The sequence below is a fragment of the Acidimicrobiales bacterium genome (genome assembly GCA_041394245.1).
Taxonomy (GTDB): Bacteria; Actinomycetota; Acidimicrobiia; order Acidimicrobiales; family Aldehydirespiratoraceae; genus JAJRXC01.
Window position 1 is genome coordinate 1703266 of the sequence record JAWKIR010000002.1, and the last position, 24512, is coordinate 1727777.

Annotated in this window: 27 protein-coding genes, 1 pseudogene and 1 riboswitch; of the genes and pseudogenes, 9 read left to right on the forward strand and 19 right to left on the reverse strand. The window is 68.6% G+C overall.

Annotation, left to right across the window (positions count from 1 at the left end; translation table 11 throughout):
- Positions 1-59: 59 nt before the first annotated feature.
- The 6 genes and pseudogenes from plsX to rsmD all read right to left on the reverse strand — a co-directional run bounded on the left by plsX (position 60) and on the right by rsmD (position 3483).
- Positions 60-1052, reverse strand: coding sequence for a phosphate acyltransferase PlsX (plsX, locus tag R2707_08590; GenBank protein MEZ5245138.1), 993 nt, complete (start codon positions 1050-1052; stop codon positions 60-62).
- Positions 1053-1056: 4 nt separating this feature from the next.
- Positions 1057-1236: a 50S ribosomal protein L32 gene (gene rpmF, locus R2707_08595; protein ID MEZ5245139.1), complete on the reverse strand. Its 180-nt coding sequence runs from the start codon at positions 1234-1236 to the stop codon at positions 1057-1059.
- 91 nt (positions 1237-1327) lie between these two features.
- Entirely contained in the window at positions 1328-1864 is a 537-nt protein-coding gene (locus R2707_08600; protein MEZ5245140.1) for a DUF177 domain-containing protein, read from the reverse strand.
- Positions 1864-2463 (reverse strand): hypothetical protein, encoded by a 600-nt coding sequence (locus R2707_08605; protein ID MEZ5245141.1) that lies wholly within the window; start codon positions 2461-2463, stop codon positions 1864-1866. The genes R2707_08600 and R2707_08605 overlap by 1 nt, the downstream gene beginning before the upstream one ends.
- The gene (gene coaD / locus R2707_08610) at positions 2460-2933 is read right to left on the reverse strand and encodes a pantetheine-phosphate adenylyltransferase (GenBank protein MEZ5245142.1); all 474 of its coding nucleotides are present in this window, start codon (positions 2931-2933) and stop codon (positions 2460-2462) included. Before coaD ends, R2707_08605 begins: the two co-directional genes overlap by 4 nt.
- A gap of 16 nt (positions 2934-2949) precedes the next feature.
- Positions 2950-3483, reverse strand: a pseudogene (rsmD, locus tag R2707_08615) (16S rRNA (guanine(966)-N(2))-methyltransferase RsmD).
- Positions 3484-3529: 46 nt separating this feature from the next.
- Between rsmD and R2707_08620 the strand changes: the two are divergent.
- Both R2707_08620 and R2707_08625 read left to right on the forward strand, forming a co-directional pair.
- The gene (locus R2707_08620) at positions 3530-3709 is read left to right on the forward strand and encodes a hypothetical protein (GenBank protein ID MEZ5245143.1); all 180 of its coding nucleotides are present in this window, start codon (positions 3530-3532) and stop codon (positions 3707-3709) included.
- Positions 3706-4488: a class I SAM-dependent methyltransferase gene (locus R2707_08625; protein ID MEZ5245144.1), complete on the forward strand. Its 783-nt coding sequence runs from the start codon at positions 3706-3708 to the stop codon at positions 4486-4488. Before R2707_08620 ends, R2707_08625 begins: the two co-directional genes overlap by 4 nt.
- 4 nt (positions 4489-4492) lie before the next feature.
- On the opposite strand, the gene recG is transcribed toward R2707_08625, so the two are convergent.
- Both recG and R2707_08635 read right to left on the reverse strand, forming a co-directional pair.
- On the reverse strand, positions 4493-6631 hold the full coding sequence (recG, locus tag R2707_08630; GenBank protein ID MEZ5245145.1) for an ATP-dependent DNA helicase RecG: 2139 nt from the start codon (positions 6629-6631) through the stop codon (positions 4493-4495).
- 6 nt (positions 6632-6637) lie between these two features.
- On the reverse strand, positions 6638-8269 hold the full coding sequence (locus tag R2707_08635) for a DAK2 domain-containing protein (GenBank protein ID MEZ5245146.1): 1632 nt from the start codon (positions 8267-8269) through the stop codon (positions 6638-6640).
- 62 nt (positions 8270-8331) lie between these two features.
- Between R2707_08635 and R2707_08640 the strand changes: the two genes are divergently transcribed.
- Positions 8332-8553, forward strand: coding sequence for a hypothetical protein (locus R2707_08640; protein MEZ5245147.1), 222 nt, complete (start codon positions 8332-8334; stop codon positions 8551-8553).
- 96 nt (positions 8554-8649) lie between these two features.
- On the opposite strand, the gene R2707_08645 is transcribed toward R2707_08640, so the two are convergent.
- Both R2707_08645 and R2707_08650 read right to left on the reverse strand, forming a co-directional pair.
- A complete protein-coding gene (locus R2707_08645; GenBank protein MEZ5245148.1) occupies positions 8650-9555 on the reverse strand; it encodes a type IV toxin-antitoxin system AbiEi family antitoxin domain-containing protein in 906 nt (301 codons plus the stop codon).
- A 119-nt stretch (positions 9556-9674) separates the two neighbouring features.
- Positions 9675-11339: a phosphoenolpyruvate carboxykinase (ATP) gene (locus tag R2707_08650; protein MEZ5245149.1), complete on the reverse strand. Its 1665-nt coding sequence runs from the start codon at positions 11337-11339 to the stop codon at positions 9675-9677.
- Between the two features lie 160 nt (positions 11340-11499).
- Between R2707_08650 and R2707_08655 the strand changes: the two genes are divergently transcribed.
- Entirely contained in the window at positions 11500-11736 is a 237-nt protein-coding gene (locus tag R2707_08655; GenBank protein ID MEZ5245150.1) for an Lrp/AsnC ligand binding domain-containing protein, read from the forward strand.
- A gap of 16 nt (positions 11737-11752) precedes the next feature.
- On the opposite strand, the gene R2707_08660 is transcribed toward R2707_08655, so the two are convergent.
- From R2707_08660 to R2707_08680, 5 genes are read right to left on the reverse strand one after another with little or no spacing between them, the layout of a single operon-like run.
- Complete coding sequence (locus R2707_08660; GenBank protein ID MEZ5245151.1) at positions 11753-12103, reverse strand: hypothetical protein; 351 nt, start codon at positions 12101-12103, stop codon at positions 11753-11755.
- Positions 12100-12429: an antibiotic biosynthesis monooxygenase gene (locus R2707_08665; GenBank protein MEZ5245152.1), complete on the reverse strand. Its 330-nt coding sequence runs from the start codon at positions 12427-12429 to the stop codon at positions 12100-12102. The genes R2707_08660 and R2707_08665 overlap by 4 nt, the downstream gene beginning before the upstream one ends.
- Positions 12430-12462: 33 nt before the next feature.
- Positions 12463-13278, reverse strand: a complete 816-nt coding sequence (locus R2707_08670; GenBank protein MEZ5245153.1) for a PIG-L family deacetylase — start codon at positions 13276-13278, stop codon at positions 12463-12465.
- A 1-nt stretch (position 13279) separates the two neighbouring features.
- Positions 13280-14422 carry a CaiB/BaiF CoA-transferase family protein gene (locus tag R2707_08675; GenBank protein ID MEZ5245154.1) on the reverse strand — a complete coding sequence of 381 codons (1143 nt, stop codon included), beginning with the start codon at positions 14420-14422 and terminating at the stop codon, positions 13280-13282.
- A 35-nt stretch (positions 14423-14457) separates the two neighbouring features.
- On the reverse strand, positions 14458-15297 hold the full coding sequence (locus R2707_08680) for an alpha/beta hydrolase (GenBank protein MEZ5245155.1): 840 nt from the start codon (positions 15295-15297) through the stop codon (positions 14458-14460).
- Between the two features lie 213 nt (positions 15298-15510).
- Between R2707_08680 and R2707_08685 the strand changes: the two genes are divergently transcribed.
- Complete coding sequence (locus R2707_08685; GenBank protein MEZ5245156.1) at positions 15511-16437, forward strand: FAD:protein FMN transferase; 927 nt, start codon at positions 15511-15513, stop codon at positions 16435-16437.
- A 94-nt stretch (positions 16438-16531) separates the two neighbouring features.
- Here the strand turns inward: R2707_08685 and R2707_08690 are convergent, their stop codons facing one another.
- Positions 16532-17371, reverse strand: a complete 840-nt coding sequence (locus R2707_08690) for an EamA family transporter (GenBank protein ID MEZ5245157.1) — start codon at positions 17369-17371, stop codon at positions 16532-16534.
- A gap of 43 nt (positions 17372-17414) precedes the next feature.
- A riboswitch (TPP riboswitch) is annotated at positions 17415-17529 on the forward strand.
- Here R2707_08690 and R2707_08695 point away from each other — a divergent pair.
- The 3 genes from R2707_08695 (at position 17515) to R2707_08705 (ending at position 21094) form a co-directional block, all read left to right on the forward strand.
- The gene (locus R2707_08695; protein ID MEZ5245158.1) at positions 17515-18561 is read left to right on the forward strand and encodes a thiamine ABC transporter substrate-binding protein; all 1047 of its coding nucleotides are present in this window, start codon (positions 17515-17517) and stop codon (positions 18559-18561) included. (Overlaps the previous riboswitch by 15 nt.)
- Positions 18537-20147 carry an iron ABC transporter permease gene (locus R2707_08700; GenBank protein MEZ5245159.1) on the forward strand — a complete coding sequence of 537 codons (1611 nt, stop codon included), beginning with the start codon at positions 18537-18539 and terminating at the stop codon, positions 20145-20147. Before R2707_08695 ends, R2707_08700 begins: the two co-directional genes overlap by 25 nt.
- On the forward strand, positions 20147-21094 hold the full coding sequence (locus R2707_08705) for an ABC transporter ATP-binding protein (GenBank protein MEZ5245160.1): 948 nt from the start codon (positions 20147-20149) through the stop codon (positions 21092-21094). Before R2707_08700 ends, R2707_08705 begins: the two co-directional genes overlap by 1 nt.
- Here R2707_08705 and R2707_08710 read toward each other — a convergent pair whose 3' ends face one another.
- From R2707_08710 to R2707_08720, 3 genes are read right to left on the reverse strand one after another with little or no spacing between them, the layout of a single operon-like run.
- Entirely contained in the window at positions 21095-21514 is a 420-nt protein-coding gene (locus R2707_08710; protein MEZ5245161.1) for a GNAT family N-acetyltransferase, read from the reverse strand. It abuts the gene before it with no gap.
- 4 nt (positions 21515-21518) lie between these two features.
- Entirely contained in the window at positions 21519-22163 is a 645-nt protein-coding gene (locus tag R2707_08715; GenBank protein MEZ5245162.1) for a PH domain-containing protein, read from the reverse strand.
- Between the two features lie 19 nt (positions 22164-22182).
- The gene (locus R2707_08720) at positions 22183-22527 is read right to left on the reverse strand and encodes a metallopeptidase family protein (GenBank protein ID MEZ5245163.1); all 345 of its coding nucleotides are present in this window, start codon (positions 22525-22527) and stop codon (positions 22183-22185) included.
- A 38-nt stretch (positions 22528-22565) separates the two neighbouring features.
- Between R2707_08720 and R2707_08725 the strand changes: the two genes are divergently transcribed.
- On the forward strand, positions 22566-24500 hold the full coding sequence (locus tag R2707_08725) for an ATP-dependent DNA helicase UvrD2 (GenBank protein MEZ5245164.1): 1935 nt from the start codon (positions 22566-22568) through the stop codon (positions 24498-24500).
- Positions 24501-24512: the final 12 nt, after the last annotated feature.

The window sequence follows — 24512 nt, forward strand, 5'->3', positions numbered from 1 at the left end:
ACTAGCGGAGCCGTTTGCTTGTGCGCTTGTGAAGACTGTATTCGGTCCGACTCGGACCGTTATTCGACTTCCATGGCTGCCGTCGTCAGGTGATCGACCATCTCGACCTCGACCATTTCGGCGGCCACGCGGATGGCGTTGACCATCGCATCGGCCGAACTGGACCCGTGGGAGATCACGCACACCCCCTTCACGCCGAGCAGCAGGGCACCGCCCACCGAGTCGGGGTGGAGTTCGGAGACCATCTGATCGAGCGGGCCGGCCAGGGCCGCGCCGGCGGCACGGGTCGCATCGTCGGTGTCGATCGCCTGCAACAACCGCCCGATCAGCGCCTTCATGGCGCCCTCGAGTGTCTTCAGGGTGACGTTGCCCGTGAATCCGTCGGTGACGATCACGTCGACGTCGTTCGTCATCACATCGCGACCTTCGACATTGCCGATCCACTCGGCGCCTGCGGTCGCCGCCCAGGTGGGGTCGGAGAGCAGCTCGAAACACTGCTTCACGAACGGGCTGCCCTTCCCCGCCTCCTCCCCGATCGACAGCAAGCCGACGCGGGGGGTCTCGATGGCGAAGCGATCACGGGCGTAGACGGCGCCCATCTGAGCGAACTCCACGAGCCATTCCGGCTTGCACTCGGCGTTGGCTCCGGCATCGAGCAGGGTGGTCGGGGTGCTCCCCGGCACCGGGATCGGGGTGGCGATCGCCGGGCGACTGATGCCCTTGATACGTCCCATTCGCAACAGCGCCGACGCCATCGTGGCGCCGGTGTTGCCGGCGGACACCATCGCCGATGCCTGACCGTCGCGCACGGCCTCGGCGGCACGCACCAGCGACGAATCCTTCATCTTTCGGACGCTGGATCCCGGTTCCGCATCCATTGCGATCACTTCGCTGGCTTCGATGACCTCGAGCCCACCCGTGTCGCCGAGATCGGCCGAACGGCCTACGAGGACCACGGGAATCCCGAGCTCGTCGGCGGCGCGGCGCGCGCCGGCAACGATCTCACCCGGCGCATGATCGCCGCCCATTGCGTCGACCGCGATGGGCAGCATCGACTCAGTCGACCTCGATGGCCTGGCGACCGGCGTACCAACCACAGTTGCCACAGGCACGGTGCGGACGCTTGGTCGAACCACAACGCGGGCAGGCACTGCGAGCCGTCGCGCCGACGCGCCACGCCGATGCCTTGCGGCTCCGGCTCTTCGACTTCGACATCTTCTTCTTCGGGACAGCCATCGCGTTCCTGCTCACTCAAGATCGAACACCGAAGGTTATCGACGCGCCGCGGGGACGCCACCCACGCGCCGCCGATTCGTGGGCCCGGCGGCTACTCGTCGAAGGAGAGCTGGTCGAGCGCCGCCCATCGGGGGTCGCCGGGCGGCGCGTCGTCGGCCGAGAGGTCGACATCGGGTGCCACCGTGGCCGGGAACCGCTCGGGATCGGGTCCGGCGCAGTCGGGGCGGCACAACGGCGCCAACGGAAGTGCCAGGATCGCCGCCTCGCGCACGACCGGGCCGAGATCGATCCGATCGTCTTCGATCGGCCAGGTCTCACCCTCGGTGGGTTCACGTTCGAAGATCTCACGGACCTCGGCCTCGAATGTCTCGGAGACGGGCTCGAGGCACCGGCGGCACGGGCCGATCCACGAACCCGTGACCACGCCCTGGGCCGACACCCCCTCGGTCACGGCCTCGATCACGAGATCGATGCCGAGACGTCCGTCGCGGACGCTGAACTCACCCGCGGCGACGTCGGACAACTCGGTGACGGCACGGAACTCGCGCCGGGCGCCCGTGCGGCGCCGGATCTCGAGCGTGTCGACGAACAGCTGGGAAGGCGGCGTGATCCGGATCGCGTCGGTCACTAGACGTCCTGGTCGAAGACCATGTCGTCGGGAACCACCGGCTCGGGATCCTCGGCCTTCGGCGTGGCCGCGCCCTGCAGCCGGGCCCGACCCGAGGCGACCGTGCGCATGGTTCGCTCGAGCACGACCTCCATGCCCCCGAGCTTCTGGTCGCACCAGTCCTCGGTCTCCAGGCGGAGATTCTTCGCTCGTTCCTCCGCGTCGGCGACGACGCGCCGGGCGCGGTCTTCGGCCGCCTTGACCAACTCGGTGCGCTGCACCATCTGCTCTGCGCGCGTCCGGGCCCGGGCGATGATCTCGTCGCCCTCACGCTGGACCCGGGCGAGGAAGTCGTCGCGCTCCTTCAAGAGCCAACGGGCCGAGCGGAGCTCGTCGGGGAGACCGTCGGCCGCCGCGGTCAGGACGGCGAGCAACTCCTCCTTGTTGATCATCGAGGAGGCCGAGAGCGGCATCGGGCGCGCCTCTTCGACGATCTGGATGGCCTGGCGCAACAACGACTCCGACCGGGGTGCGCGATAGGCCGGCGCACCATCGGCTCCGGGCCGACCGGACGGCGCATGATCGACAGGGCTGCCGCCGGACTCATGGGCGTCGTTCACCCGTATTGCTCCTTGAGCCTGGCCGCGACGGGTGCCGGGACCATGCCCGAGATGTCGCCGCCGTACTTGGCGAAGTCCCGGATGAACTTCGAGGCCAGGAACGAACTGCGCGAGGCCGACGGGATGAACAGTGTGTGGATCCCCGAGGCCGCGTTGTTCATCTGTGCCATCTGGAGTTCGTTCTCGAAGTCCGAGACGGCCCGCAGGCCTTTCACGATGAAGTCGGCGCCGATGTCGCGCGCCAGATCGACGACGAGACCGCTGAACATCTCGACGCTCACGTTCACCATGTGTGCCGTGGCCTCGTTGAGCATCGCCTCGCGATCGTCGAGCCCGAAGACCCCGTCCTTGGTCGTGTTGATCATCGCCGCGACGACGACCTCGTCGAACAGCGACGCGGCGGTCTCGATGATCTCGATGTGGCCGTTGTGAACGGGATCGAAGGATCCGGGATAGAGAACGCGGGTCACGTGGGAGTCTCCACTCTCAGGGCGTCAGGGCCGAACCCGCGTGTGCGAGCGTCACCACGGTAGTCCCGTACCGGCGCGCTCGGTACGTCTCCCACCCGTCGGGGAGCTCGATCTCGCGGTCGGACTCGATCACGACGACGGCATCGTGGACCGACGAGAGCAGCTCCCCCCAGCCGTCGAACGCATACGGGGGATCGAGCAGGACGAGATCGACACCGACCGCCTGGCGCAGCGCGGTGGCCCCGTCGCCCGCCACGACGACCGACCGATCACCGAAACCGAGCGTCTCGATGTTGTCGCGAAGCGCCGAGAGCGCGCGCCGGTCGTTCTCCACGAACGTGCACTGCGCGGCGCCACGGGAGAGCGCTTCGATGCCGAGCGCGCCCGAACCGGCGAACACGTCGATCACACGGGCATCCTCGATCGCTCCGAGCGAGAACAGCGAGTTGAACATCGCCTCACGCACACGATCGGCCGTCGGCCGGGTGCCGTCGCCCTCGGGGACGATCAATCGACGGCCGCGGGCGGATCCGGCTACTACACGCATCGCGACAGTCTGGCGGGTCGGGGGCGCTGTGGCGCGCTACGGTCGGCGCGTGCCCGTCCCCGAGACCATCACCTGCGTCGACTGTGGCGGTCACTGCGGCCGCATCACCTACGAACCCGACGAGGGATTCGAGCCGGGCGACATCGTCGCCTACCGGTGCCGCGACTGCCTCGACCGTTGGGACATCGAGCTGACTGCCGACGACATCGAAGTGGAATCCCCGTCGTGACACAGGACCTGATCGAGATCGACGGCCATACGTTCGACCTACGACCGATCGAGGGCAGGCGCGGGATCGAAGGGGCGTTCACACTCAAGAAGCCCCGCTGGATGCTGGATCGCTACCTCGAACTGGCCCAGGAGTTCCAGGGCGCGAAGATCGTCGAACTCGGGTTGTGGGACGGCGGCTCGACCGCGTTCCTCACTTCGGCATTCCAGCCGGGTGCACTCGTGGGATTCGAACTGGACACGCGCCCACTGACCTCGCTCGATCGGTTTCTCGACGGTCATCCGCTCCGCGACTCGGTGCACGTACACCTCGGGGTCAACCAGGCCGACACCGCCGCACTGCGGGACGCGATCGCCCACGACGTCGACGGTCCGCTCGACGTCGTCATCGACGACGCGTCACACCTGCTGGAACCCACGTCGGCGTCGTTCGACTGCCTGTTCCCGCTCGTGCGGCCGCACGGCATCTATGTCATCGAAGACTGGTCGCACGAGCACCAGCTCGCCTACGGGATTCGTCAACAGCTCGCGGCCGGAAGCATCGACGCGGAGCATCTGGTGTCGTCGCACGGCGGCGGCATCCCCTCGACGCCGCTGAGCCGACTCATCATCGACATCATGCTCGCGACGGCCAACCCCGACGGGATCGTGGAGGAGATCAGGGTCGAACGCGGTCTTGCGGTCGTCCGACGAGGTGCCGCCGAACTCGACCCGGACGACTTCTCGCTGCGCGAACTCATCGGCGAGATCGGGCGCGAGATCTCACCGCGTCCGGAATAGGTCCTCAACTCTTCATCAGGAACTCGGCCTCGTCGTCGCCGAGCAAGAGGGCGATCTCGTCGTCGAGCTCCGGATGCTGCGCGAGTTCCGGATCCTCATCGATGATCCGACTCGCCACCTCGCGAGCGACGCCGACCCATTCCTTGTCGGTCACGAGCGACGCGAGCTTCAGATCGTTGCGACCCTTCTGCCGCTCCCCCATGATCGTGCCCTCGCCGCGCAGCTCGAGGTCGACCTCGGCGAGAGCGAAGCCGTCGGTGCTCGCGACGAGGGCCTCGATCCGCGTCTCGCCGTCGCTGGTGGTGGGATCGCCGACGAGGAAGCAGCGGCTCGCCTCGTGCCCTCGCCCTACCCGGCCCCGGAGCTGATGGAGCTGGGCGATACCGAAACGATCGGCGTCGAGCACCACCATGACGGTGGCGTTGGGGACGTCGACGCCGACCTCGATGACGGTGGTGGCGACCAACACGTCGGTCTCGCCGGCCCGGAACCGTTCCATGACCTCGGCCTTTTGCATCGACGGCATCTGTCCGTGCAGCAGATCGACCCGCAGATCGTGGAGCTCGCCGCCCGTGAGCGACTCGTGGGTCTCGGTGGCGCTGCTGACATCGAGCGCCTCGGACTCGCCGATCAGCGGACACACCACATACGCCTGGCGACCCGCGGCGACCTCGTCGCGCACTGCGTCCCACACCGCGGCCTCGTCGTCCTCGGTGCGAGCCCACGCAGTGACGATCGGTGTGCGGCCCGGAGGGAGCTCGTCGAGCACGCTGACGTCGAGATCGCCGTAGACCGTCATCGCCGCGGTGCGCGGGATCGGCGTGGCCGTCATCACGAGCACGTCGGGCGCCGCGCTCGCGTCGCCCTTGTCACGCAACGCCGCACGCTGCTCGACACCGAACCGGTGCTGCTCGTCGATCACCACCACGCCGAGCGACGAGTACTCGACCTTGTCCTGGATCAACGCGTGTGTACCGATCACGATGTCGACCCGGCCGGTCACGAGGTCGGCCAGGATCTTCCGACGATCGCCGGCGCCGACACGGTTGGTCAGCAACTCGATCCGGAGCGGGCGGTCGCCCATGAGCGTCGTCGGATCGGGGACCATCAGATCGCCGAGCATCGAGGTCACCCCGAGGTGGTGCTGCTCGGCGAGCACCTCGGTGGGGGCCATCAACGCGCCCTGATGACCCCCCTGGACCGCGGCGAGCAGCGCGGTGACGGCGACCACGGTCTTGCCCGAACCGACGTCGCCCTGCAGCAGCCGGTGCATGGGGCGTTCGAGCGCGAGGTCGGCGCCGATCTCGCGTATGGCCCGCAGTTGCGCACCGGTCAGCGGGAACGGGAGGCGCTCGTGGAACCGGGCGACGAGCTCTCCGTCGAGCGAGTGCGACAACCCGGCCGTCTCCCGTTCGATCCGACGCTTGCGCCGCACGAGCTCGAGCTGGACCCGCAACAACTCGTCGAAGACCAGGCGACGCCGGGCCTCGTCCTTTTCGTGCATCGAATCGGGGTGATGGATGCCGTTGATCGCGGCATCACGGGTGACGAAACGGAACCGATCACGGACCTCGTCCGGCAGCGGGTCGGCGAAACCGCGCACCGCAGCCCGCTTCAACGCCTCCTCGATGAACGACTGGAGGTCCCGCGTCAGCAGTCCCGACTTCTCGGACTGCGGGTAGACGGGGATGATCCGCCCCGTCTGATCTCCGACGAGATCGACGACCGGGCCGGTCATCTGGCGGTTCCCGCGGAAGAGGTCGCACTTCCCGTGGACCATCAGGGTCATGCCTGGCTGCAACTGCTTCTCGCGCCAGCGCTGGTTGAAGAACGTGAGGGTCAGCTGATGACCACCGTCGCCGATCACCACCTCGGTCAGCGTCCGCCGTCCTCGCAGCTGACGGGTACTGCTGCTGCGCACCTCGCCGAAGACCGTCGCCTCGTCGCCCTTCCCCAGATCGGCGATCTTCGCCTCTCGTGTGCGATCGAGATGGCGCCGGGGGTAGTGCTGCACGAGGTCGAGCACCGTGTGGATGTCGGCCGACGCGAGCGACTTCTCCTTCTTCTCGCCGACCCCGCGCAGCCGACTCACCGGCATCTCGGCCAGGTCCCGCAGCGTGAGCGGCGGATCGCCTGCGGGCACCGTCGGCTACTCCAACCCGAAATAGTACGGGTACAGGGGCTGACCGCCGTCGTGCACCTCGACCTCGACCTCGGGGTGATGCTCCCCGATCCAGGCTTCGATCGCCGCCGTCGCCTCGTCGTCGGCGTCCTCGCCGGCGATGACGGTCAGCAGCTCGTGTTCGTCGTCGAGGATGTGCGACAGCAGCCCCGTCGCCGCGTCGACCATCGTCGACTCCACCGCCCGGATCCCGTCGCGACAGATCCCGAGCCAGTCGCCGGTCGCGATCGGGCCGACATCGGAGGTCGACTCCCGCACCGCCTGGGTCACCTCACCGGCGACGACCGCGCTCGCCGCCTCGGTCATGTTGGCCGCATTCGTGTCGGCGCTGTCCTGAGGGTCGTACGACATGAGGCAGGCCAGCCCCTCGGCGACACCTCTGGTGGGCACGACACGAACGGTCCGACTCGTCTGCGCATCGACCTGCAGTGCCACCGGAATGATGTTCTTGTTGTTCGGGAGGATGACGACCTCCGGCGCCGGCACCGACTCGACGGCGGCAACCAGCTCAGCGGTCGACGGGTTCATCGACTGGCCACCGGCGACCACCGCGTGCACACCCATCGAGCGCAGGATCGCGACCACCCCGGCACCCACCCCGACCGCCACCACAGCGGTGGGAACGGGGTCGCCCTGCGACGCACCCATCTCGGCCTGAACCCACTCGCGCTCCTCGAGCTCTTCGAGGAGGTCGGTCACCCGGATCTTGTGCGGTCGCCCGACCGCGATGCCGCACTCGATCGCCGCGCCGATGTCGTCGCAGTGGATGTGACAGTTGAAGATGCCATCGCCGCCGACGACCACGATGGAGTCGCCCACCTCCGCCCACGCCGACTTGAAGCCCTCGATCGTCGCGTCGGGCGCGTCGAGGAGGAACATCACTTCGTAGCGGAGGTCGGCGATCGACGGCTCGTGGTCATCGCCCTCGGGGCGATGAGGTTCGACCGGCGGCGAGACCAGTGTCGGCGCGGGCATCGAGCGACCGTCGACGACATGGAGCGCGGCGTCGAGGAACAGGAGGAGGCCCGCACCACCCGCATCGACCACCCCGGCATCGGCCAGGACCTTCAGAAGCGTCGGTGTGCGTTCGAGCGACGCGCCGCCCTCGGCGCGCGCCGACTCGAGCACGCCGAGGAGATCGGCGCCGCCGGCCGCAGCGGCGACCGCAGCCGCCGACGACTCGCGTACGACGGTGAGGATCGTTCCCTCGACCGGATTACCGACCGCCGTGTAGGCCCCGTCCGCCGCCGCGGCGAGCGCATCGGCGAACGCGGTGCCGTCGATGGGCGAGCGATCGCGGACCACGCCGGCGAACCCGCGCAGGATCTGCGACATGATCACGCCACTGTTGCCACGGGCCCCCATGAGCGAGCCGTGGGCGATCGCGGTGCACACCGCGTCGATGTCGGATCCTGCGTCGACGCCGTCGAGCTCGTCGACCACCGAGGCGAGAGTGAGCGACATGTTCGTGCCGGTGTCGCCGTCGGGCACCGGGTAGACGTTGAGATTGTTGATCGCCTCGCGGTGGGCGCCGAGCGCGTCGCGGAACGCCACCACGATGGCGCGGAGAGTCTGGGCGTCGAGAGTGTCGATCGGCACAGGTGCGGATCGTACCGGCCCGACGTCGCCCGCGTGACCTCCGCGCGGATACGCTGCGGCCCATGCAGGGTGTGATCAAGAGCTACGACCCGGGCACCGGCGACGGTGTCCTGATCAACGAGGCCGACCTGGCCGACGTCGATCTCGCCGACGATGCCCTCGAGGGCTCGCTGTTCCGGATGCTCCGGCAGGGTCAGCGGGTCAACTTCGATCTCGACGAGCACGGACGGGCCACACACCTGCGTCTCGGCTCCGAGATCGACATGGGCACCCCCGACCTCTGACCCTCCCCCCCATCCCCTCCGCCTTTTGTGACGTCGCGCTCCCGCAATGCGCGACTGCGACGTCACAGATCGAGGGACGTCACAGATCGAGGGACGTCACAGATCGAGGAGGGAGCGGATCTGACGGACAACGTGATGGGGTCGGTCGCGAAGGTCACCGTGGGTGTATCGCAAGACGGTCCAGCCGAGGAGGACGAGTCCGTTCTGTCGCCTCCGGTCGCTCTCGAATCGGTCCACACGCGTGTGGGGGTCATTCCCGTCGTACTCGAGGGCGAGACGCACTTGCGGGTAGGCGAGATCGATGAACCGTGGCGCTCCGCCGATCATCACTCGGTGTTGCCGCACCGGTTCCGGGAGTCCGGCGTCGGCGAGAAGACGAAGCAGGGCGACCTCTGGCCCCGAATCGGTCTCTGCGGCGCCGGCAGGAAGCGCATCGATGGCCAGGTCCAGACTGACCAGGCCATTGCGACCGTGCTGGGAGAATCGGCGGCGCACATCGATGAGCTCGGACTTCGTCACCTTCCCGACCGCAACGCTGTGATCGACGAGCCGGCGGACCTCGTGCGCCGGGAAGACGAGGCCCGCATCTGCGAGAGTTCGTGCCGGCGAGGTGACCGGGATCTCCTCGAGGTGGGTGACGTCGCGTGGATCGAGATCGACGGAACGGTGTACGCCCACGCCATCGAGCACACGGCTCGCCGGGTAACGAATGGTCACTTCGACCTCGTCGTCGACGGTCCGCATGTCCCACAACCGCAACGCGCTCCGGTGCGACGCGGCCAGGCGGTCGTCGGCGAGGCACGCTGCTCTGACCCGCTGCCGCCAGGTGATCGGGGCGCCGGCGACCCGCACCACGCCCCGATGGACCGGGTCGAGAAGGCCGCGCGTGCACATCCGACTCTGGGCCGAACGGTCGACCCCCAACGCTCGCAGCTGCGCCGTCGTCAGGAGTCCGTCTTGTCCGGCTGCGAGCTCCACCAACTCTCGAAAGTCGGCCGACATCGGCGCCACCTCCTCGATCCATGACCCCTCAGTCGCGCAGTGCGCGACCCAGGCGTCAGAAAAGGGGGAAGGGGTGGGGTGAGGGAAGGAGCGGGGAGGTGAGGGAAGACCCCGGGGGTCTACATGGCGGGGGTGATGCCGAGGTCGGCGTAGCCCTGCTTTTCGAAGTTGGCGCGGAACATGTCGCGGAGCTTCGCAGCGGCTTCGTCGTAGGCCTCGGGATCGTCCCAGGTGTCGCGCGGGTTCAGGATCTCGTCGTCGACGCCCGCACAGGTGGTCGGCATCTTGAGACCGAGAATCGGCTGGACCTCGAGCTCCACGTCGTCGAACTCTCCGGCGAGCGCGGCGTTGAGCAGCGCACGGGTCGCCTTGAGCGACATGCGATCGCCCTTGCCGTAGGGTCCACCGGTCCAACCGGTGTTGAGGAGGATGCAGCGTGTCTCGTTCTCGGCCATGCGCTTCGCGAGCAGCTCGGCATAGACCGACGCCTTCTGCGACATGAACGCCGCACCGAAGCACGCAGAGAACGACGGCTCCGGCTCGGTGACCCCCACCTCGGTGCCGGCGAGCTTCGAGGTGAAACCCATCACGAAGTGGTACATCGTCTCCTCGTTGTCGAGGATCGAGACGGGCGGCAGCACACCAAACGCGTCGGCGGTGAGAAGGACGATGGTCTCGGGATGCGGCCCGGCGGCGCCCTCACGGACGTTGGGGTTCGCACTCAGCGGGTAGGCGAAACGGGTGTTCTCGGTGATCGAGCCGTCGGTCAGGTCGAACTCCTGCGGATCGGTTTCCTCGATCGCCTTGCCCGGCAGCGGCGGCACGTTCTCGATCAGGGTGCCCTTCATGGACATCGCAGCGGCGATCACGGGCTCGTTGCCCTTGTCGAGATCGATGAGCTTGGCGTAGCAGCCGTCTTCGAAGTTGGAGATGCCCTTGTCGGTCCAGACATGCTCGTCGTCGCCGATCAGCTGGCGGTCGGGATCGGCCGACAGCGTGGTCTTGCCCGTGCCGGAGAGCCCGAAGAGGATGGCGGTGTCGCCCCGCTCCCCCACATTGGCCGAGCAGTGCATCGACAGCTGACCCTTCGCCGGAAGGACGTAGTTCATGATGGTGAACATCGTCTTCTTGTTGACGCCGCAGTAGTCGGCCGGGCCGAGCACGAGGCCCACCCGGTTCTCGATGTCGATGATCACCGCTCGGTTGCTGTTGGTGCCGTCGCGCTCGGGATCGGGGGTGAACGACGGGACGTTGATGAGCGTCCATCCGGCCTCGGCGCGATCACTGTCGTCGCGCACGTTCTTCGGGAACATGATGTTGCAGAAGTAGGCGTGGGTCGCGTACTCACCGACGAAGCGGTACGGCTCGGCGAACGTGGTGTCCCAACCGCAGAAGACATCGGTGACGTAGAGGTGACCGCCGCGCCCGTTGAGGTGGTCGATCACTCGGGGCAGCAGTTCGTCGAACTTCTCGGGATCGAACTTGGCGAAGCCGTTCTTCCACCACACGGTGTCGGTCACGCTGTCGCGGTTGACGCAGAACGTGTCGGAGACGGGACGACCCGTGCAGGCCGGGTCGGTGAAGAACACGAGCGGGCCGTCGACCCCCAGCACGGTGGGGAAGGCCTTTTGCGCGTCGGTGGGGCCGTCCATCTCGACGCGGCCCCGGTCGTTGGCGATCGCCTCGTGGAACAGCTCGTCCTGGCTCAGGCCGAACCGCAGCTCCGGACCCTTCAGGCCGAACGCATTCTCGAGTTGTGCTGCCGCATCCGCTGCGCTGCTCATTTGGTTGTCTCCAGGGGATTGATCACGTCATCCGGTCGGCGTCGGATCGTGGGATGTGAGGCGCCGAGGACCGATCACTCAGGTTAGCGAGGAGCGTGCTTTCGAGCCGACTCGGGCGGTTCATCCGACACGGCGTCGGGCGGGGGCGTAACGTCGCGCCATGACCGTTTCCGCCTACATCCTCATCCAGGCCGGGGTCGGCACCGCCGTCGACGTCGCCGATGCCACCGCGCGGCTCGAACACGTGGTGTCGGCCGAGGTGGCCATGGGTCCCTACGACGTCATCGCGCGGGCGGAGGCGTCGACGATGGACGAACTCGGCAAGGTCGTGGTGCACGCGGTGCAGGGAATCGCCGGGGTCGAGCGCACCCTGCTCTGCCCCATCGTTCGCGTCTGACGGCCGGGAATCCGGCTCAGAGCACGAGCGCCCGGATGCCGAGGCCCATGAGCCAGAGGCTCCCGAGCCCGTAGAGCAGGTAGGGCTTGTCCTTCATCTCGTTGCGGTAGGCGAAGATGATGCCGACACTGGCGAACGCGGAGAAGCCGTACAGCTGGTGACGGTCCCCCTCGATGTCGTCCTTCACCTGCAGGATCACGCCGAGGATCACCTGTGCCACCACCACGACCTGGGCGACGACGACCGCCACCCAACCGGCACGATGTCGGAATCGGGGCCAGAAGTGCGCGGCCATCGCCCACACTCCGACGGCTCCGTTGGAGAAGATGAAGACCCAGCTGACGACGCTGTGGAGGTCTCGGATCACTCGCCGTCGCGACCCAGTTCGACTTCGTAGCTCCAGAGCTCGGCGCTGATCGGCAGGGGCGCCGGTGAATCGGCACCGGCAGCGAGTGCCTCACGGTGTCCGTCACGGAACTGAGCCGACTGGGTCCACGCGGTGAACGACTCCTCGTCGCGCCAGCGGGTCACCACGAGCCAAGTGTCTCGATCGTCGGTGGGGCGCAGGAGCTCGAAGCCCTCGAACCCGTCCATTCCGTCGACGGCACCGGCCCGCGCCGCGAATCGACGGGCGACCTCGTCGCCGAGATCTCCGGGAACGGTGATGGCATTGATCTTGATGACCTGGGACATGGGACGAGTCTCCCCCGAATCCGACGCCGGCGGCTACTCGTCCGCGAGCGCGGCGAAGAGGTCGTCGGCGAAGGGCTCTCCGGTCCGAGTCGCACCCCGCTCGATGAAACACTCGACACCGAACGCGGCGGCGAATGCCTCGTCGGGCATCTTCAGGAAGAACGACTCCGGCGTGATCTGCGACGGGTGCGCAGCCATCGACCGACGCTTCGTGTCGATCACCGACGTGACATCGATCTGGTGGGTGATCTCGGCCGCTGGGGTGCCCATCTCGGTGTCGCGCATCTCGTCGCGTCGTTGGGCCAGCTCGGGATCGTCGTCGGCGCCCTCGAACGCGAACTCGGCCAGGCCGCGCATCCGGTCGCGGTTCATCGTCGATTCGAAGACGTGCGGGGTGCCGGCGAGCTCTGCGGCGCGGTGGCCCACCCGGTGCACCTGGATGTGATCCGGGTGACCGTAGCCACCATGGGAGTCGTAGACGGTCAACAGGTCGGCGCGCTCGTCGCGGAGGATCGCGGCCAACCGTTCGGCGGCCTCCTCGACGTCGGCCTGCCAGAAGCAGTCGGGATTGTCGTTCGTCGGCTCGTTCTCCATCCCGCTGTCGCCGTAGCCCAGCCATTCGATCCTGTTCGCTCCGAGGATCCGTCCCGATTCCTGCAGCTCGGCCAGTCGGACCTCGGCCAATGTCGATCCGGCCGGAATCGATCCCTCCGCAGGCTCGCCGACGGCGCCGTCGGTCGCGCAGACGAGCACGACCCGATGACCGGCGGCCGCGGCCTGGGCCATCACGCCACCCGTTGCGATCGACTCGTCGTCGGGATGGGCGTGGAAGAAGACGGCGGTCGCCACGTCAGGCGATCGCGGCGGCGGCGCGCAGCGCAGCCAGTTCGTCGCCGCTGAACCCGAACTCGGCCAACACCTCGTCGGTGTGCTGACCGGCGTGCGGCGGCGGGCGCTCGATGGTGCTGTCGGTACGGCTGAACCGCGGCGCCGGGCGAGGTTGGGTGATCCCTGCCACCTCGGTGAACGTTCCGCGAGCGACATTGTGGGGGTGATGCGGCGCCTCCTCCATCGAGAGGACCGGCGCGAAACACACGTCGGATCCCTCGATGATCTCGCACCACTCGTCGCGGGTCTTCGTCGCGAAGATCGCGGTCAACTCCTCCTTGAGGCCGGGCCACTCCGACCGGCTCATCTGGGCGTCCCACTTCGGGTCGTCGAGGCCGAGCTTCTCGCGCAGCTCGGCGTAGAACTGTGGTTCGATCGAGCCGATCGAGACGAACTTGCCGTCGCTGCACTCGTAGACGTCGTAGAAGTGGGCGCCCGTGTCGAGCAGGTTGGTGCCGCGCTCGTCGTTCCAGATCCCCATCGCCCGGAAGCCATGGAAGAAGGTCATGAGCGACGCAGCGCCGTCGACCATCGCGGCATCGACAACTTGGCCCTGGCCGGACCCGCGGGCCTCGAGGATCGCGCACACGAGTCCGAAGGCGAGGTACATACCGCCGCCGCCGAAGTCGCCGACGAGATTGAGGGGCGGGACGGGTGCCTCCCCCCTCCGGCCCATCGACTCGAGCGCTCCGGCCAACGCGATGTAGTTGATGTCGTGACCCGCGGTGGGCGCATACGGGCCGTCCTGGCCCCACCCCGTCATCCGGCCGTAGGCGAGTGCCGGGTTCCGCGCCAGGCAGTCGTCGGGACCGATGCCCAGTCGCTCGGCGACGCCGGGTCGGAATCCCTCGATCAGACCGTCGCTCTGCTCGACGAGTCGCAGCACGGTCTCGACGCCCTCGGGCGACTTCAGATCGACACCGATGGACCGGCGGCCCCGATTGATCAGGTCGCCCGGCGGCACCGAGGGATCACCACCTCGAACTGCGCCGGCACGGTCGACGCGGATCACGTCGGCCCCCATGTCGGCCAGCATCATCGCGCAGAACGGGCCCGGCCCGATCCCCGCGATCTCCACGATCTTCACTCCGGCCAGCGGTCCCATGACACTCCTCGATGCAGCGGAATCGACTTCGGACCCTAGCGAAACGTGCGCGCCGTCAGCGCGGTGACGGCCTCGATGATCGGGGGCCAGGCCTGGTACACGAAGTCGTGTGACATCCCGTCGATCACCAGGAGCTCGGCATCGGGCACGAGCTCGGCGGTTCGCCGCCCGCCGGACGGGTCGATGAGCGTGTCGTTCTCGCCGTGCACGACGAGCGCCGGCATCGTGAGCGCCGCGAGTGCGTCGGCTCGGTCGCCGCTGCGGACGACGGCATCGAACTGGCGCCCGGACCCGCCCGGAACCCACGACCGCTCGTAGCACGACAGGAAGTAGGCCCGCATCTGGTCCTCGTCGAACCAGTCGGGATTCGACCAGATCACGCGCGCCCGCACGTCCTGGTCGACCTGCTCCTCGATCGTCGCGGCGGGCTCCTGGGTGAGCGCGGCGATCGCTTCGGCGGTGGGTGCGCCGATGCCGGGCTCCCCCGTGGTCGACATGACCGAGACCAGTGCCCGTACCCGTTCCGGATGGTCGATGGCGGTCGCCTGGGCGATCATGCCGCCGAGCGAGACGCCGAGCACGACGGCATCGTCGACTCCGGCGTGGTCGAGTACGGCGACCACGTCGTCGGCCATGTCGCTCAGGGTGTAGTCGTCGTCGGAAGCGGTCGTGGAGGACAACCCGGCATCACGATTGTCCATCCGGATCACGTGGAAACCCCGGCCCACGAACGCCTCACAGAACTCCTCGGGGAAGAGCAACAGCTGGTTGCCGAGGCCCGGAAGACAGATGAGCGTCGGGTCGTCGGGACTCCCGAAGGTCTCGTACTCGAGTTCGATCGCTTCGTTGCGGGCGCGTGGCATGAGATGAAGCATGCCCCCACCATCACAGTTTCTTCACGATCGGGTGCTCACAATGGCTCATGGCCCGCCAGCCCCCGACGACTCGACATCCGGCCCGACGCAGTCGCCTGGCTGCATCCGGCCTGACGGCGGCGGTGACGATCGCTGTCGTCCGGCTGATGGCCGCCGCAGATCCTGGTGATGACGGCGCCGCATCGGCGGGGCCACCGAGGATCGCGCAGGCGAATGTCTCTTGATCACCATCGTTCCGCAACGCTGCGGACCACCCGCCGGCCGGCGATGGGCGCCGCCGTGGAGATCACGACCGATGCGTCGGACGTCGCCGTCGACGCCGCGCTGGCGGTCGTCGCCGCGCTCGAGTGCCGCTGGTCGCGCTTTCTCCCACACAGCGAGCTCTCACAGCTGAATCGGGCGGACGGGCCCGCCGTGGCTCGACCGTCGACTGCCCGAGCGATCGAGATGGCCCTGGCCGGCACACAACTGACCCGCGGATGGTTCGACCCGACACGCGGCGCCGATGTCCGCGCCGCGGGCTACCGATGCACACACTCCTCCGGGTGGGGACTCCCGGAGCCGGCACCGACGCGCACCGGCCACGTCTCGTTCGACGGGGCGACAGGACTCGTGCACATCCCCGAGGGCGTCGAGTTCGATCTCGGCGGCGTCGCCAAGGGCCTGGCCGCCGACATCGCCGCCTCACTGCTGTCCGAGAGCCACGCGACGCACGTCGGTGTCGCCGTCGGCGGCGACGTCCGGATCCGTTCCGACACCCGGGTGCTGGTCGAGATCGCGGCACCCGACGATGCTGTCGACGCGCCGGCGCTCATCGGCCTCTGCAACGGCGGGGTCGCAGTGTCGGGGCCGAGCCGGCGACGAACCGACGACGGCCGCCACCATCTCATCGACCCCTTCACAGCACGCCCGGCGGAGAACCCCCGATCGGCCGCGGTCGTCGCGGCAAGCGCGGCGGGAGCCGAGATGCTCGCCACTGCAGCGGCCATCGCGCCGCTCCAGGTTGCCGTCGAGATCATCGAGACGGTCGGCGCGACCGCATGGTTGGTGGAGACCGACGGCCGCTCGACCACTGTCGGCGAGCCAGACCGGTTCCTGATCGCCGGCGGATGGATGACCGACACCCACCGACCTGCATGACTTCGTGGCCGCTGTGCTGCCGGCCGAGACCGCCCTCGTGCTCGTCCTCCGGCTCCGCGATGGCCGCCGCCCGTCGGCCGGCCGACGGAATCCGCTACAGGGCGACGAGCGCAAGCGCACCCAGCGCGAGCGCGACGCCGACGAACTGGGCGCGTGAAACCCGTTCGTGGAGGAACACCCAGGCCAGCACGATGGTGCTGATCGGATAGAGCGACCCGAACACGGAGGCGATGGCGAGTTCGTCGCGGCGCAGCGCGACGAGCAGCAAGGCGTTGGCGAGCATCTCGGCGACGCCGGTGACGACCGCCAACCGTCTCGAGATCGGAGCCGTGGGCCACACCCGTCCCGTGGCCCGCCAGGCGATGATGCACACGACCGGCACCGAGACGACCCGTGCGACCACGAGCGGCCACATCCCGGCTTCCTCGTGAGATTCGGCCAGCGCGATGAAGAACAACGAGAAGCCGATGCCGGCGGTGATCGCGAGCACCAGCGCGTCCCGCGGTGTCGACTCGCCTCGATGGTCGCCGGCATCACGGGTCACCAACACGATGGCGACCACGGCCACCACCAGTCCGACACCGGTGAGGGCCGACACGTCCTGACCCTGGGCGACACCCACGATCGCCGGAATGCTCGCGCTGACCACGGCCGTCGTGGGTGCCACCACACTCATGACGCCCATCGACAGAGCGCGGTAGAAGCACATGAACGAGAAGGTGCCCGAGAGTCCGGCGATGACGCCGGCCACGACGTCGACCCGGACGACCTCGTCGGCCCCGACCACCACTGCGAGCACGACCGCCATCAGCCCGCCGCAGATCTGGGCAACTGCCGTGACGCGAAAGGTCGAGTCGTGGCGTGTCGCCAAGCCTCCCCCGAAGTCGGACCCGCCGATGATCAGCGCCGAGGCGAGCGCGAGGACCGCTGTCATCCGACAGAGGCTAGGGCCGCGGCCGGCACATAGAATGCCGTCGACAATCGAATCGGGGAGCTCGGGGCAGCCGGGCTGAGAGGTCGACCAACCGCGTCGGCGACCCATCTGAACCTGATCTGGGTAATGCCAGCGGAGGAACCATGACTCGACCCATCCGTCTCCTCACGTCGTTGACGTGCATCGCACTGTTCACTGTCTCCTGCGGCGACGACGCCCGTTCGTCCGACTCCGGTGGCGACCAATCGGTGACCATCACACTGGTCACGCACGACTCGTTCGCGGTGCAGGACGCGCTGCTCGACGAGTTCACCGAACGCACCCGCATCACGGTCGAGGTCGTGACCGCCGGCGACACCGGACAGATGATCTCGCAGTCGATCCTCAGCGCCGGCGACCCTCTCGGCGATGTCATGTTCGGTGTCGACAACACCTTCCTGCAGCGGGCGCTCGACGCCGGACTCTTCATTCCCTACGAGGCGGAAGCGCTGGCCGACGTTGCCGACGAGTTCGTCATCGACGACCAGCACCGCGTCACCCCGATCGACTTCGGCGACGTGTGCGTGAACTACTGGACCGATGCGCTGCCGGGACCGGTGCCGACGTCGCTGGCCGATCTGATCGACCCCGTCAACGCGGGCCAGCTCGTCGTCCAGAGTCCGGAATCGTCGTCGCCGGGACTCGCCTTCCTCCTGGCGACCATCGCCGGAACCGACGACTGGGAGCAGTTCTGGACGGATCTCCGGGCGAACGGCGTGCGCGTGACCCCCGACTGGGAGTCCGCCTACTACGGCGAGTTCACCTCCGGCGGCGGCGACCGTTCCATGGTCGTGTCGTACGCGTCGAGCCCTCCCGTCGAGATGATGTTCGCCGCCGAGCCGATCGACGAACCGCCGACGGGAGTCCTGCTCGACTCGTGCTATCGCCAGATCGAGTTCGCCGGCGTGCTTGCGGGCACCCCACATCCCGAAGCGGCCGGTCAGGTCATCGAGTTCCTGTTGTCCGAGGAGTTCCAGAACGGCATCCCGGAAAGCATGTTCGTCTTCCCGGTCTCGGACCGCGCCGAGTTGCCCGAGACGTGGGCGGCCCACGCGCAGGTGGCCGAGAACCCCCTCATGCTCGATCCCGCCGAGGTCGAGGCCAACCGCGACGAGTGGATCGATCGATGGGTCGAGATCGTTCTCGGCTGATCGCGGCGGCCGCCGTCGTCCCCGCTGCCTTCCTCGGCGTCTTCTTCGCGTTTCCGATCGCCACCGTCGTGTGGCGCGGGGCGGGCGACGAAGGTCTCGCGCCGCTGCGCGAACTCCTCGGTTCGGGTCGCACCCGCGACGCGATCTGGTTCACCGTCTGGCAGGCCGCGTTGTCCACCCTGTTGACGCTCGCCATCGCGCTCCCCGGAGCCGCCGCGGTCGCGCGCTCGAGCGCCCGGGCCCAACGCCGCCTCCGGGCGCTCGTCACCATCCCGTTCGTACTCCCGACGATCCTCGTCGCCGGCGCATTCAGCGAACTGTTCACCCGTTTCGGCCTCGACGACGGGACGATCCGTCTCCGCCACACCGTGTGGGCGATCCTCCTCGCCCATGTGTTCTTCAACTACGCGGTCGTCGTGCGCACGGTCGGATCGTTCTGGTCGGGTTTGGACGGCCGACTCGAGGAGCAGGCCCGGGTGCTCGGTGCCGGTCGCATCCGCACGTTCGTGGAGGTCACCCTCCCCCGTCTTCGGCCGGCGGTGGCGGCCGCCTCGGCCATCGTCTTCCTGTTCTCGTTCACCTCCTTCGGAGTGGTGCTCGTCCTCGGCGGACCACGGCGGGCGACCATCGAGACCGAGATCTACCGATACGCCGTGGTGCGCACCGACTTCGGGCCGGCCGCGACCCTTGCGGCGTTGCAGCTGGTGGCCGTCCTGGCGCTGGTCGCGCTCACCACCCGACTGGAACGGAGTCGACCTCTCACCCACGCGACGCCGCGCCGCAGCACCGTCGCCCGGTCGGGCGCGGGGCGGATGGCCAACGGCCTCGTCGTCGGCACCCTGCTCGGCCTGCCGATCGCCGTCGTCGTCGAACGGTCCCTGTCGGTCGGCGACCGCTACGGCTTCGACAACTATCGGGCCCTCGGCACACGTCTGACGATGCTCCCGGCACCGGCGACGACAGCGATCCGCAACTCCCTCTTCGCGGCCACCGTGGCGACGGCGATCGCATTGGTGATCGGGGCCCTCGCCGCGCTGGTCGTGGTGCACGGCCGCGGCGCGCTGGGCCACGTGTTCGATCTCGGACTCACGCTGCCATTGGGCACGAGTGCCGTCACCATCGGCTTCGGGGTGCTGATCGCACTCGACCAGCCCCCGCTCGACCTCCGTTCGAGCTGGTGGATCGTGCCGATCGTGCACAGTCTCGTGGGCATCCCGTTCGTCGTCCGCACGATGGTGCCCGTGCTGCGCCGGATCGACCCGGCCCTCCGGGATGCGGCCGCCGTCCTCGGAGCGTCGCCCCGACGCGTGCGCCGCGAGATCGACCTCCCGCTCGCCGGTCGGGGCATGCTCGTCGGCGCGTCGTTCGCCTTCGCCGTCTCGATGGGCGAGTTCGGGGCAACCGCGTTCATCCCCCGCCGGGCCGAGACCCTCACCGCGCCGCAGGCGTTGTTCCGCATGTTGTCGACGCCCGGCGAACTCGTGCGGGGCCAGGCGATGGCCCTCGCCGTGGTGCTGATGGTCGTGGTGGGTGCCGCCGTGTTCGCGATCGAATCGGCCCGCGGCACCGACGAGGGGACGTTCTGATGTGGGAGCTGCGCGATGCCGGGGTCGACTTCGGCCCGACACGGGCGCTCGACGACGTGTCGATCACGATCGCGCCCGGAGAGATCGTGGTGATCCTCGGCCCGAGTGGGTGCGGAAAATCGACCCTCCTGAGAGCGCTCGCCGGCCTCCAACCCCTCGACCGCGGCGGCGTGTGGATCGACGGTGTGGACGCGACGCACCGACCGCCGCATCAGCGCGGCATCGGGGTCATGTTCCAGGATCCGACCCTGTTTCCTCATCGCAGCGCGGGTCGCAACATAGCGTTCGGTCTGCGCATGGCCGGCCTCGATCGAGCAGCCCAGGAACGGCGAGTCGACGAGATGCTGGAGCTCGTGGGGCTTCCCGGTTTCGCCGACCGCACCATCGACACCCTCTCCGGAGGCGAGGCCCAGCGCATCGCGCTGGCCCGGTCGTTGGCGCCGTCACCCCGGCTGCTCCTCCTCGACGAACCGCTCGCCGCGCTCGACCGGGCGCTGCGCGACCGGCTGGCGGTCGAAATCCCCGCGGTGCTCCGGGCCACGGGCACCGCCGCGGTCCACGTCACCCACGACCACGACGAGGCGTTCGCGATCGCCGACCGGATCGCGGTGATGACCGCCGGTCGGCTGCTGCGGATCGCCGACCCCGCCGAACTCTTCGCCGACCCGCGCACCGAGCAGGTGGCCCGCTTCCTGGGGCACACCAACATCGTCGACGACTATCGCGTCGACGGGCGCTGCGTGATCCGACGCGACGCGGCGACCATCGACCCCGACGGCCAACTCGCAGCGACGGTCGTGGAGAACCGCTTCCGCGGCGATCACCACGACATCGTCGTCGACACCGCGCTGGGAGCACTGCGGTTCCGCCTCACCGAGACGGCCGCGCCGGGCTCGAAGGTCCGCCTTCGCATCGACCCCGACCGGGTGGCACGACTCGACGGCTGATCACACCCGCCGCATCGGGGTGTGCGCAATGCCGTCCTCCACGAACTCTGCACCGTCGATCGCGAATCCGCGGGCCGCGTACCAGTCCACGAGATGGGACTGGGCGTCGAGCACCCACGGTCCCGCGGTGGATGCCACCGCATGGTCCACGAGCTCCGCCGCTCGCCCCTCTCCTCGCGCCGCGGGGGCGGTGACGACCCGACCGATCCGCCGGGAGTCGCCGTCGTCGAGCACACGGAGGTAGGCCACGATGCCCTCATCGGCGAACCAGATGTGGCGGGTGGCGGGCTCGACGTCGCGGCCGTCGAGGTCGCGATACGCACATGCCTGTTCGACGACGAACACGTCGACGCGCAGCGCCATGATGTCGTGGAGTTCGAGCGTCGACAGCTCCCCGAACGCCCGGTCGAAGAGCTCCACCGCGCTACATCCGGTCGAGCAGCTCGCTCTTCTTGCGAGCGAATTCCTCTTCGGTGAGGACACCCTGGCGGCGAAGCTGGTCGAGCTTCTCGATCTGTTCGGGGATCGACGCCGTCGGCTCGGGCGGCGGCGCCCCGCCGCTCGCGGCCTGGCCGATCCGCTGCATCTTGCGATCCTCCAGGCCTTCGACCTGTCGATAGATCTCGTTCTGGACGAGGCTTGGCTTGCGGATGTCGGTGAAGGTCTGACGTCCGCCCTCGCCGGCCGACTCGATGCCGAGATCGCCTGCGCCGATCGCCCGCTCGAAGAGCGACTGGTTGAAGAACACCGTGTTGATGCGGTCGAGCGGGATCTCGATGCCCTTCTTGGAGATCACGCCGGTGCGGGAGATGACCCGTTCGTTGGTCACCACGAAGTTCGTCGTGGTCCAGGTCAGGTAGCGGATCCCGAACCAGCCGAGGGAACCGAGGACCCACAGGCCGACGAGGAACTTGAACCATCTCCACCACGAGTCGTTGATGAGCGCACCGAGGCCGAAGACGACGGCGACCGCGAGCAACGCTCCGGCCGGAGCGAGGAACCACCAGTGAGGGCGGAGATCGAGCACCAGGTCTTCGTCGTCGGTGAGGAGATGACGTGGGAAAGGCATGTCGCGATCGTAGCCCTGCTCAGCCCCAGCCCCAGGCGTGGAGGGCATCGTCGTCGATTCCGAAGTGGTGGGCGATCTCGTGGACCACCGTCACCGTGATCTCCTCGATCAGCTCGTCGACGTCTGCGGAGATCTCGCAGAGCGGCAGACGGAACAGTGAGATGACATCGGGCATGACCATGCCGCCGTAGTCGTCGCGATCGGTCAGCGGGATCCCTTCGTAGAGGCCGAGCAGGTCCTCGGTCGGATGGCGGTCGTACGCCACGACGGCGACGTTCTCCATCAGCCGACCGAACTCCTCGGGCAACGCGTCGAGAGCGTCGGCCACGTAGCGCTCGAACTCCCGTGCACTGACCGGATCCACCCGGGAGACACTAGCGATCGAATGGGTAGGGTTCGCCGGTGCCCGAAGTCGCTCCGCTCCTCGACGGTCTGACCGACCAGCAGCGCGACGCGGTCACCACTGCGGCGAACCCGCTCTGCATCATCGCCGGCGCCGGTTCGGGCAAGACCCGGGTGCTGACCCGACGCATCGCCTGGCATGCGACCGAGGGGTCGATCGACCCCCGCCGGGTGCTCGCGCTCACGTTCACCCGCCGGGCAGCAGCCGAACTCCGCAGCCGCACCCGTCGCCTCGGACTGCGCGACGAGGTCGCCGCCGGGACCTTCCATGCTGCCGCCCTCGCCACGCTCCGCCGGTTCTGGGACCACACCGGACGGACCCACCCCACACTCGTCGAACGACGCGTGGCGTTCCTGGCCAAGACCCACCCACGCCTCGACCGCGCCACCATCGCGGATCTCGACGCCGAGATCGGCTGGGCCCGCGCCCGACTGATCAACCCGGAGGACTACGGCGAAGCCGCCGCCGCGGCGAAACGCCGCCCGCCCCGCTCCGCGGACTTCGTCGCGAAGGCCTACGCCTCGTACCAGGCCCAGAAGCACGAACGCCGCATGATCGACTTCGACGATGTGCTCGCCCTCTGCCACGCGACCATGCGCAGGGAGACCTCGTTCGCCGACGCCCAGCGGTGGCGCCACCGCCACCTCTTCGTCGACGAGTTCCAGGACGTCAACCCGCTCCAGTTCGCACTCCTGCAGTCGATGCTCGGCCCGGAGTCGACGCTCGTGGTGGTGGGCGATCCCGACCAGGCGATCTACGGATGGAACGGCGCCGAACCCGAGTTCCTCGACAACATCGACGATCACCTTCCCGGCATCGCCGTCGTGCACCTCCGCACCAACTTCCGATCGACTCCCGAGATCCTCGCCACGGCCGGTCGGGTGCTCGGCAAGGAACCACAGCCCGCTGCCCGTTTCCGGGGCGATCCGCCGACGCTCACCGCGTGCGGACTCGACGACGAGGCGGCAACCGTGGCGCTGGCGGTCCGGGCCCGTCACAAGCCGGGCGCGCCCTGGCGACACCAGGCCGTGCTCGCCCGCACCAACGCCCAGCTGCCGGTGCTGCGCAACGCCCTCGAGGCCGCCGGCATCCCCACCCGCAGTCGTGGTGAGGGAGCCCTGCTCCGACGCCCCGAGATCATCGACCTCCTCGACCGCTGGCCCAAGGCGGGCGGCCTGTCGGCGGCCCTGGCCGACGAGCAGACCTCCCATGCGGCCGACCCACCGACCCTCGACCCGGAGCGGGCGGCGATGGTCGCCGCATTCCTCGATCTCGCCCGCGGCCACCTCGTGCTCGAGCCCGATGCCAGCGTCGAGGAGTTCGTGACGGCGCTGCGCCACGACGATCGGATCGGCACCGCCGGCGATGCCGTCGAGCTGGCGACGTTCCACTCCGCCAAGGGCCTCGAGTGGCCGATCGTCCACATCGTCGGCCTCGAGGACGGCCTCGTCCCCATCGCCTTCGCCCGCACGCGTGCGGCCCGCGACGAGGAGCAGCGCCTGCTCTACGTCGCCGTGACCCGAGCGGAGAGAGAACTCCACGCAACCTGGTGCACCGAGCGCACGGTCGGCGAGAAGGTCCTCGGGCGACCACCGTCGCCATGGCTCGCCGCCTTCGTCGATCCCGACGCCGGGGCTCCCATCGAGTCCCCCCATCTCGACGAACTCCGGCACCGACTCGGAGACGAGACCCCCGACATCGACCTCACCGATTTCGTCACGCCGATCGTCGAGTCGCTCCATTCCTGGCGGGCCGGTGCCGCCCACGCGGCGCGGGTCGAGCCGACCGCAGTCCTCTCCGACGACGCGATCCGTCGCATCGCGGAGATCCGTCCGGGGTCGATCGACGAGCTCGCCGCAGTGCCCGGTGTCGGCCCGGGGAAGGCCCGCCGGTTCGGCGCCCGACTGCTCGAGATCAGCGCAGCTCCGGGCTGATCGCCTCGGCGA

Excerpts from the sequence above, each read along its gene's own strand:
- plsX (MEZ5245138.1), bottom strand. The coding sequence starts at position 1,052 with ATGCTGCCCATCGCGGTCGACGCAATGGGCGGCGATCATGCGCCGGGT.
- rpmF (MEZ5245139.1), bottom strand. The coding sequence starts at position 1,236 with ATGGCTGTCCCGAAGAAGAAGATGTCGAAGTCGAAGAGCCGGAGCCGC.
- R2707_08640 (MEZ5245147.1), top strand. The coding sequence starts at position 8,332 with ATGCAGGGTGTGATCAAGAGCTACGACCCGGGCACCGGCGACGGTGTC.
- R2707_08645 (MEZ5245148.1), bottom strand. The coding sequence starts at position 9,555 with ATGTCGGCCGACTTTCGAGAGTTGGTGGAGCTCGCAGCCGGACAAGAC.
- R2707_08650 (MEZ5245149.1), bottom strand. The coding sequence starts at position 11,339 with ATGAGCAGCGCAGCGGATGCGGCAGCACAACTCGAGAATGCGTTCGGC.
- R2707_08655 (MEZ5245150.1), top strand. The coding sequence starts at position 11,500 with ATGACCGTTTCCGCCTACATCCTCATCCAGGCCGGGGTCGGCACCGCC.
- R2707_08665 (MEZ5245152.1), bottom strand. The coding sequence starts at position 12,429 with ATGTCCCAGGTCATCAAGATCAATGCCATCACCGTTCCCGGAGATCTC.
- R2707_08675 (MEZ5245154.1), bottom strand. The coding sequence starts at position 14,422 with ATGGGACCGCTGGCCGGAGTGAAGATCGTGGAGATCGCGGGGATCGGG.
- R2707_08680 (MEZ5245155.1), bottom strand. The coding sequence starts at position 15,297 with ATGCTTCATCTCATGCCACGCGCCCGCAACGAAGCGATCGAACTCGAG.
- R2707_08685 (MEZ5245156.1), top strand. The coding sequence starts at position 15,511 with ATGTCTCTTGATCACCATCGTTCCGCAACGCTGCGGACCACCCGCCGG.
- R2707_08690 (MEZ5245157.1), bottom strand. The coding sequence starts at position 17,371 with ATGACAGCGGTCCTCGCGCTCGCCTCGGCGCTGATCATCGGCGGGTCC.
- R2707_08695 (MEZ5245158.1), top strand. The coding sequence starts at position 17,515 with ATGACTCGACCCATCCGTCTCCTCACGTCGTTGACGTGCATCGCACTG.
- R2707_08700 (MEZ5245159.1), top strand. The coding sequence starts at position 18,537 with ATGGGTCGAGATCGTTCTCGGCTGATCGCGGCGGCCGCCGTCGTCCCC.
- R2707_08705 (MEZ5245160.1), top strand. The coding sequence starts at position 20,147 with ATGTGGGAGCTGCGCGATGCCGGGGTCGACTTCGGCCCGACACGGGCG.
- R2707_08715 (MEZ5245162.1), bottom strand. The coding sequence starts at position 22,163 with ATGCCTTTCCCACGTCATCTCCTCACCGACGACGAAGACCTGGTGCTC.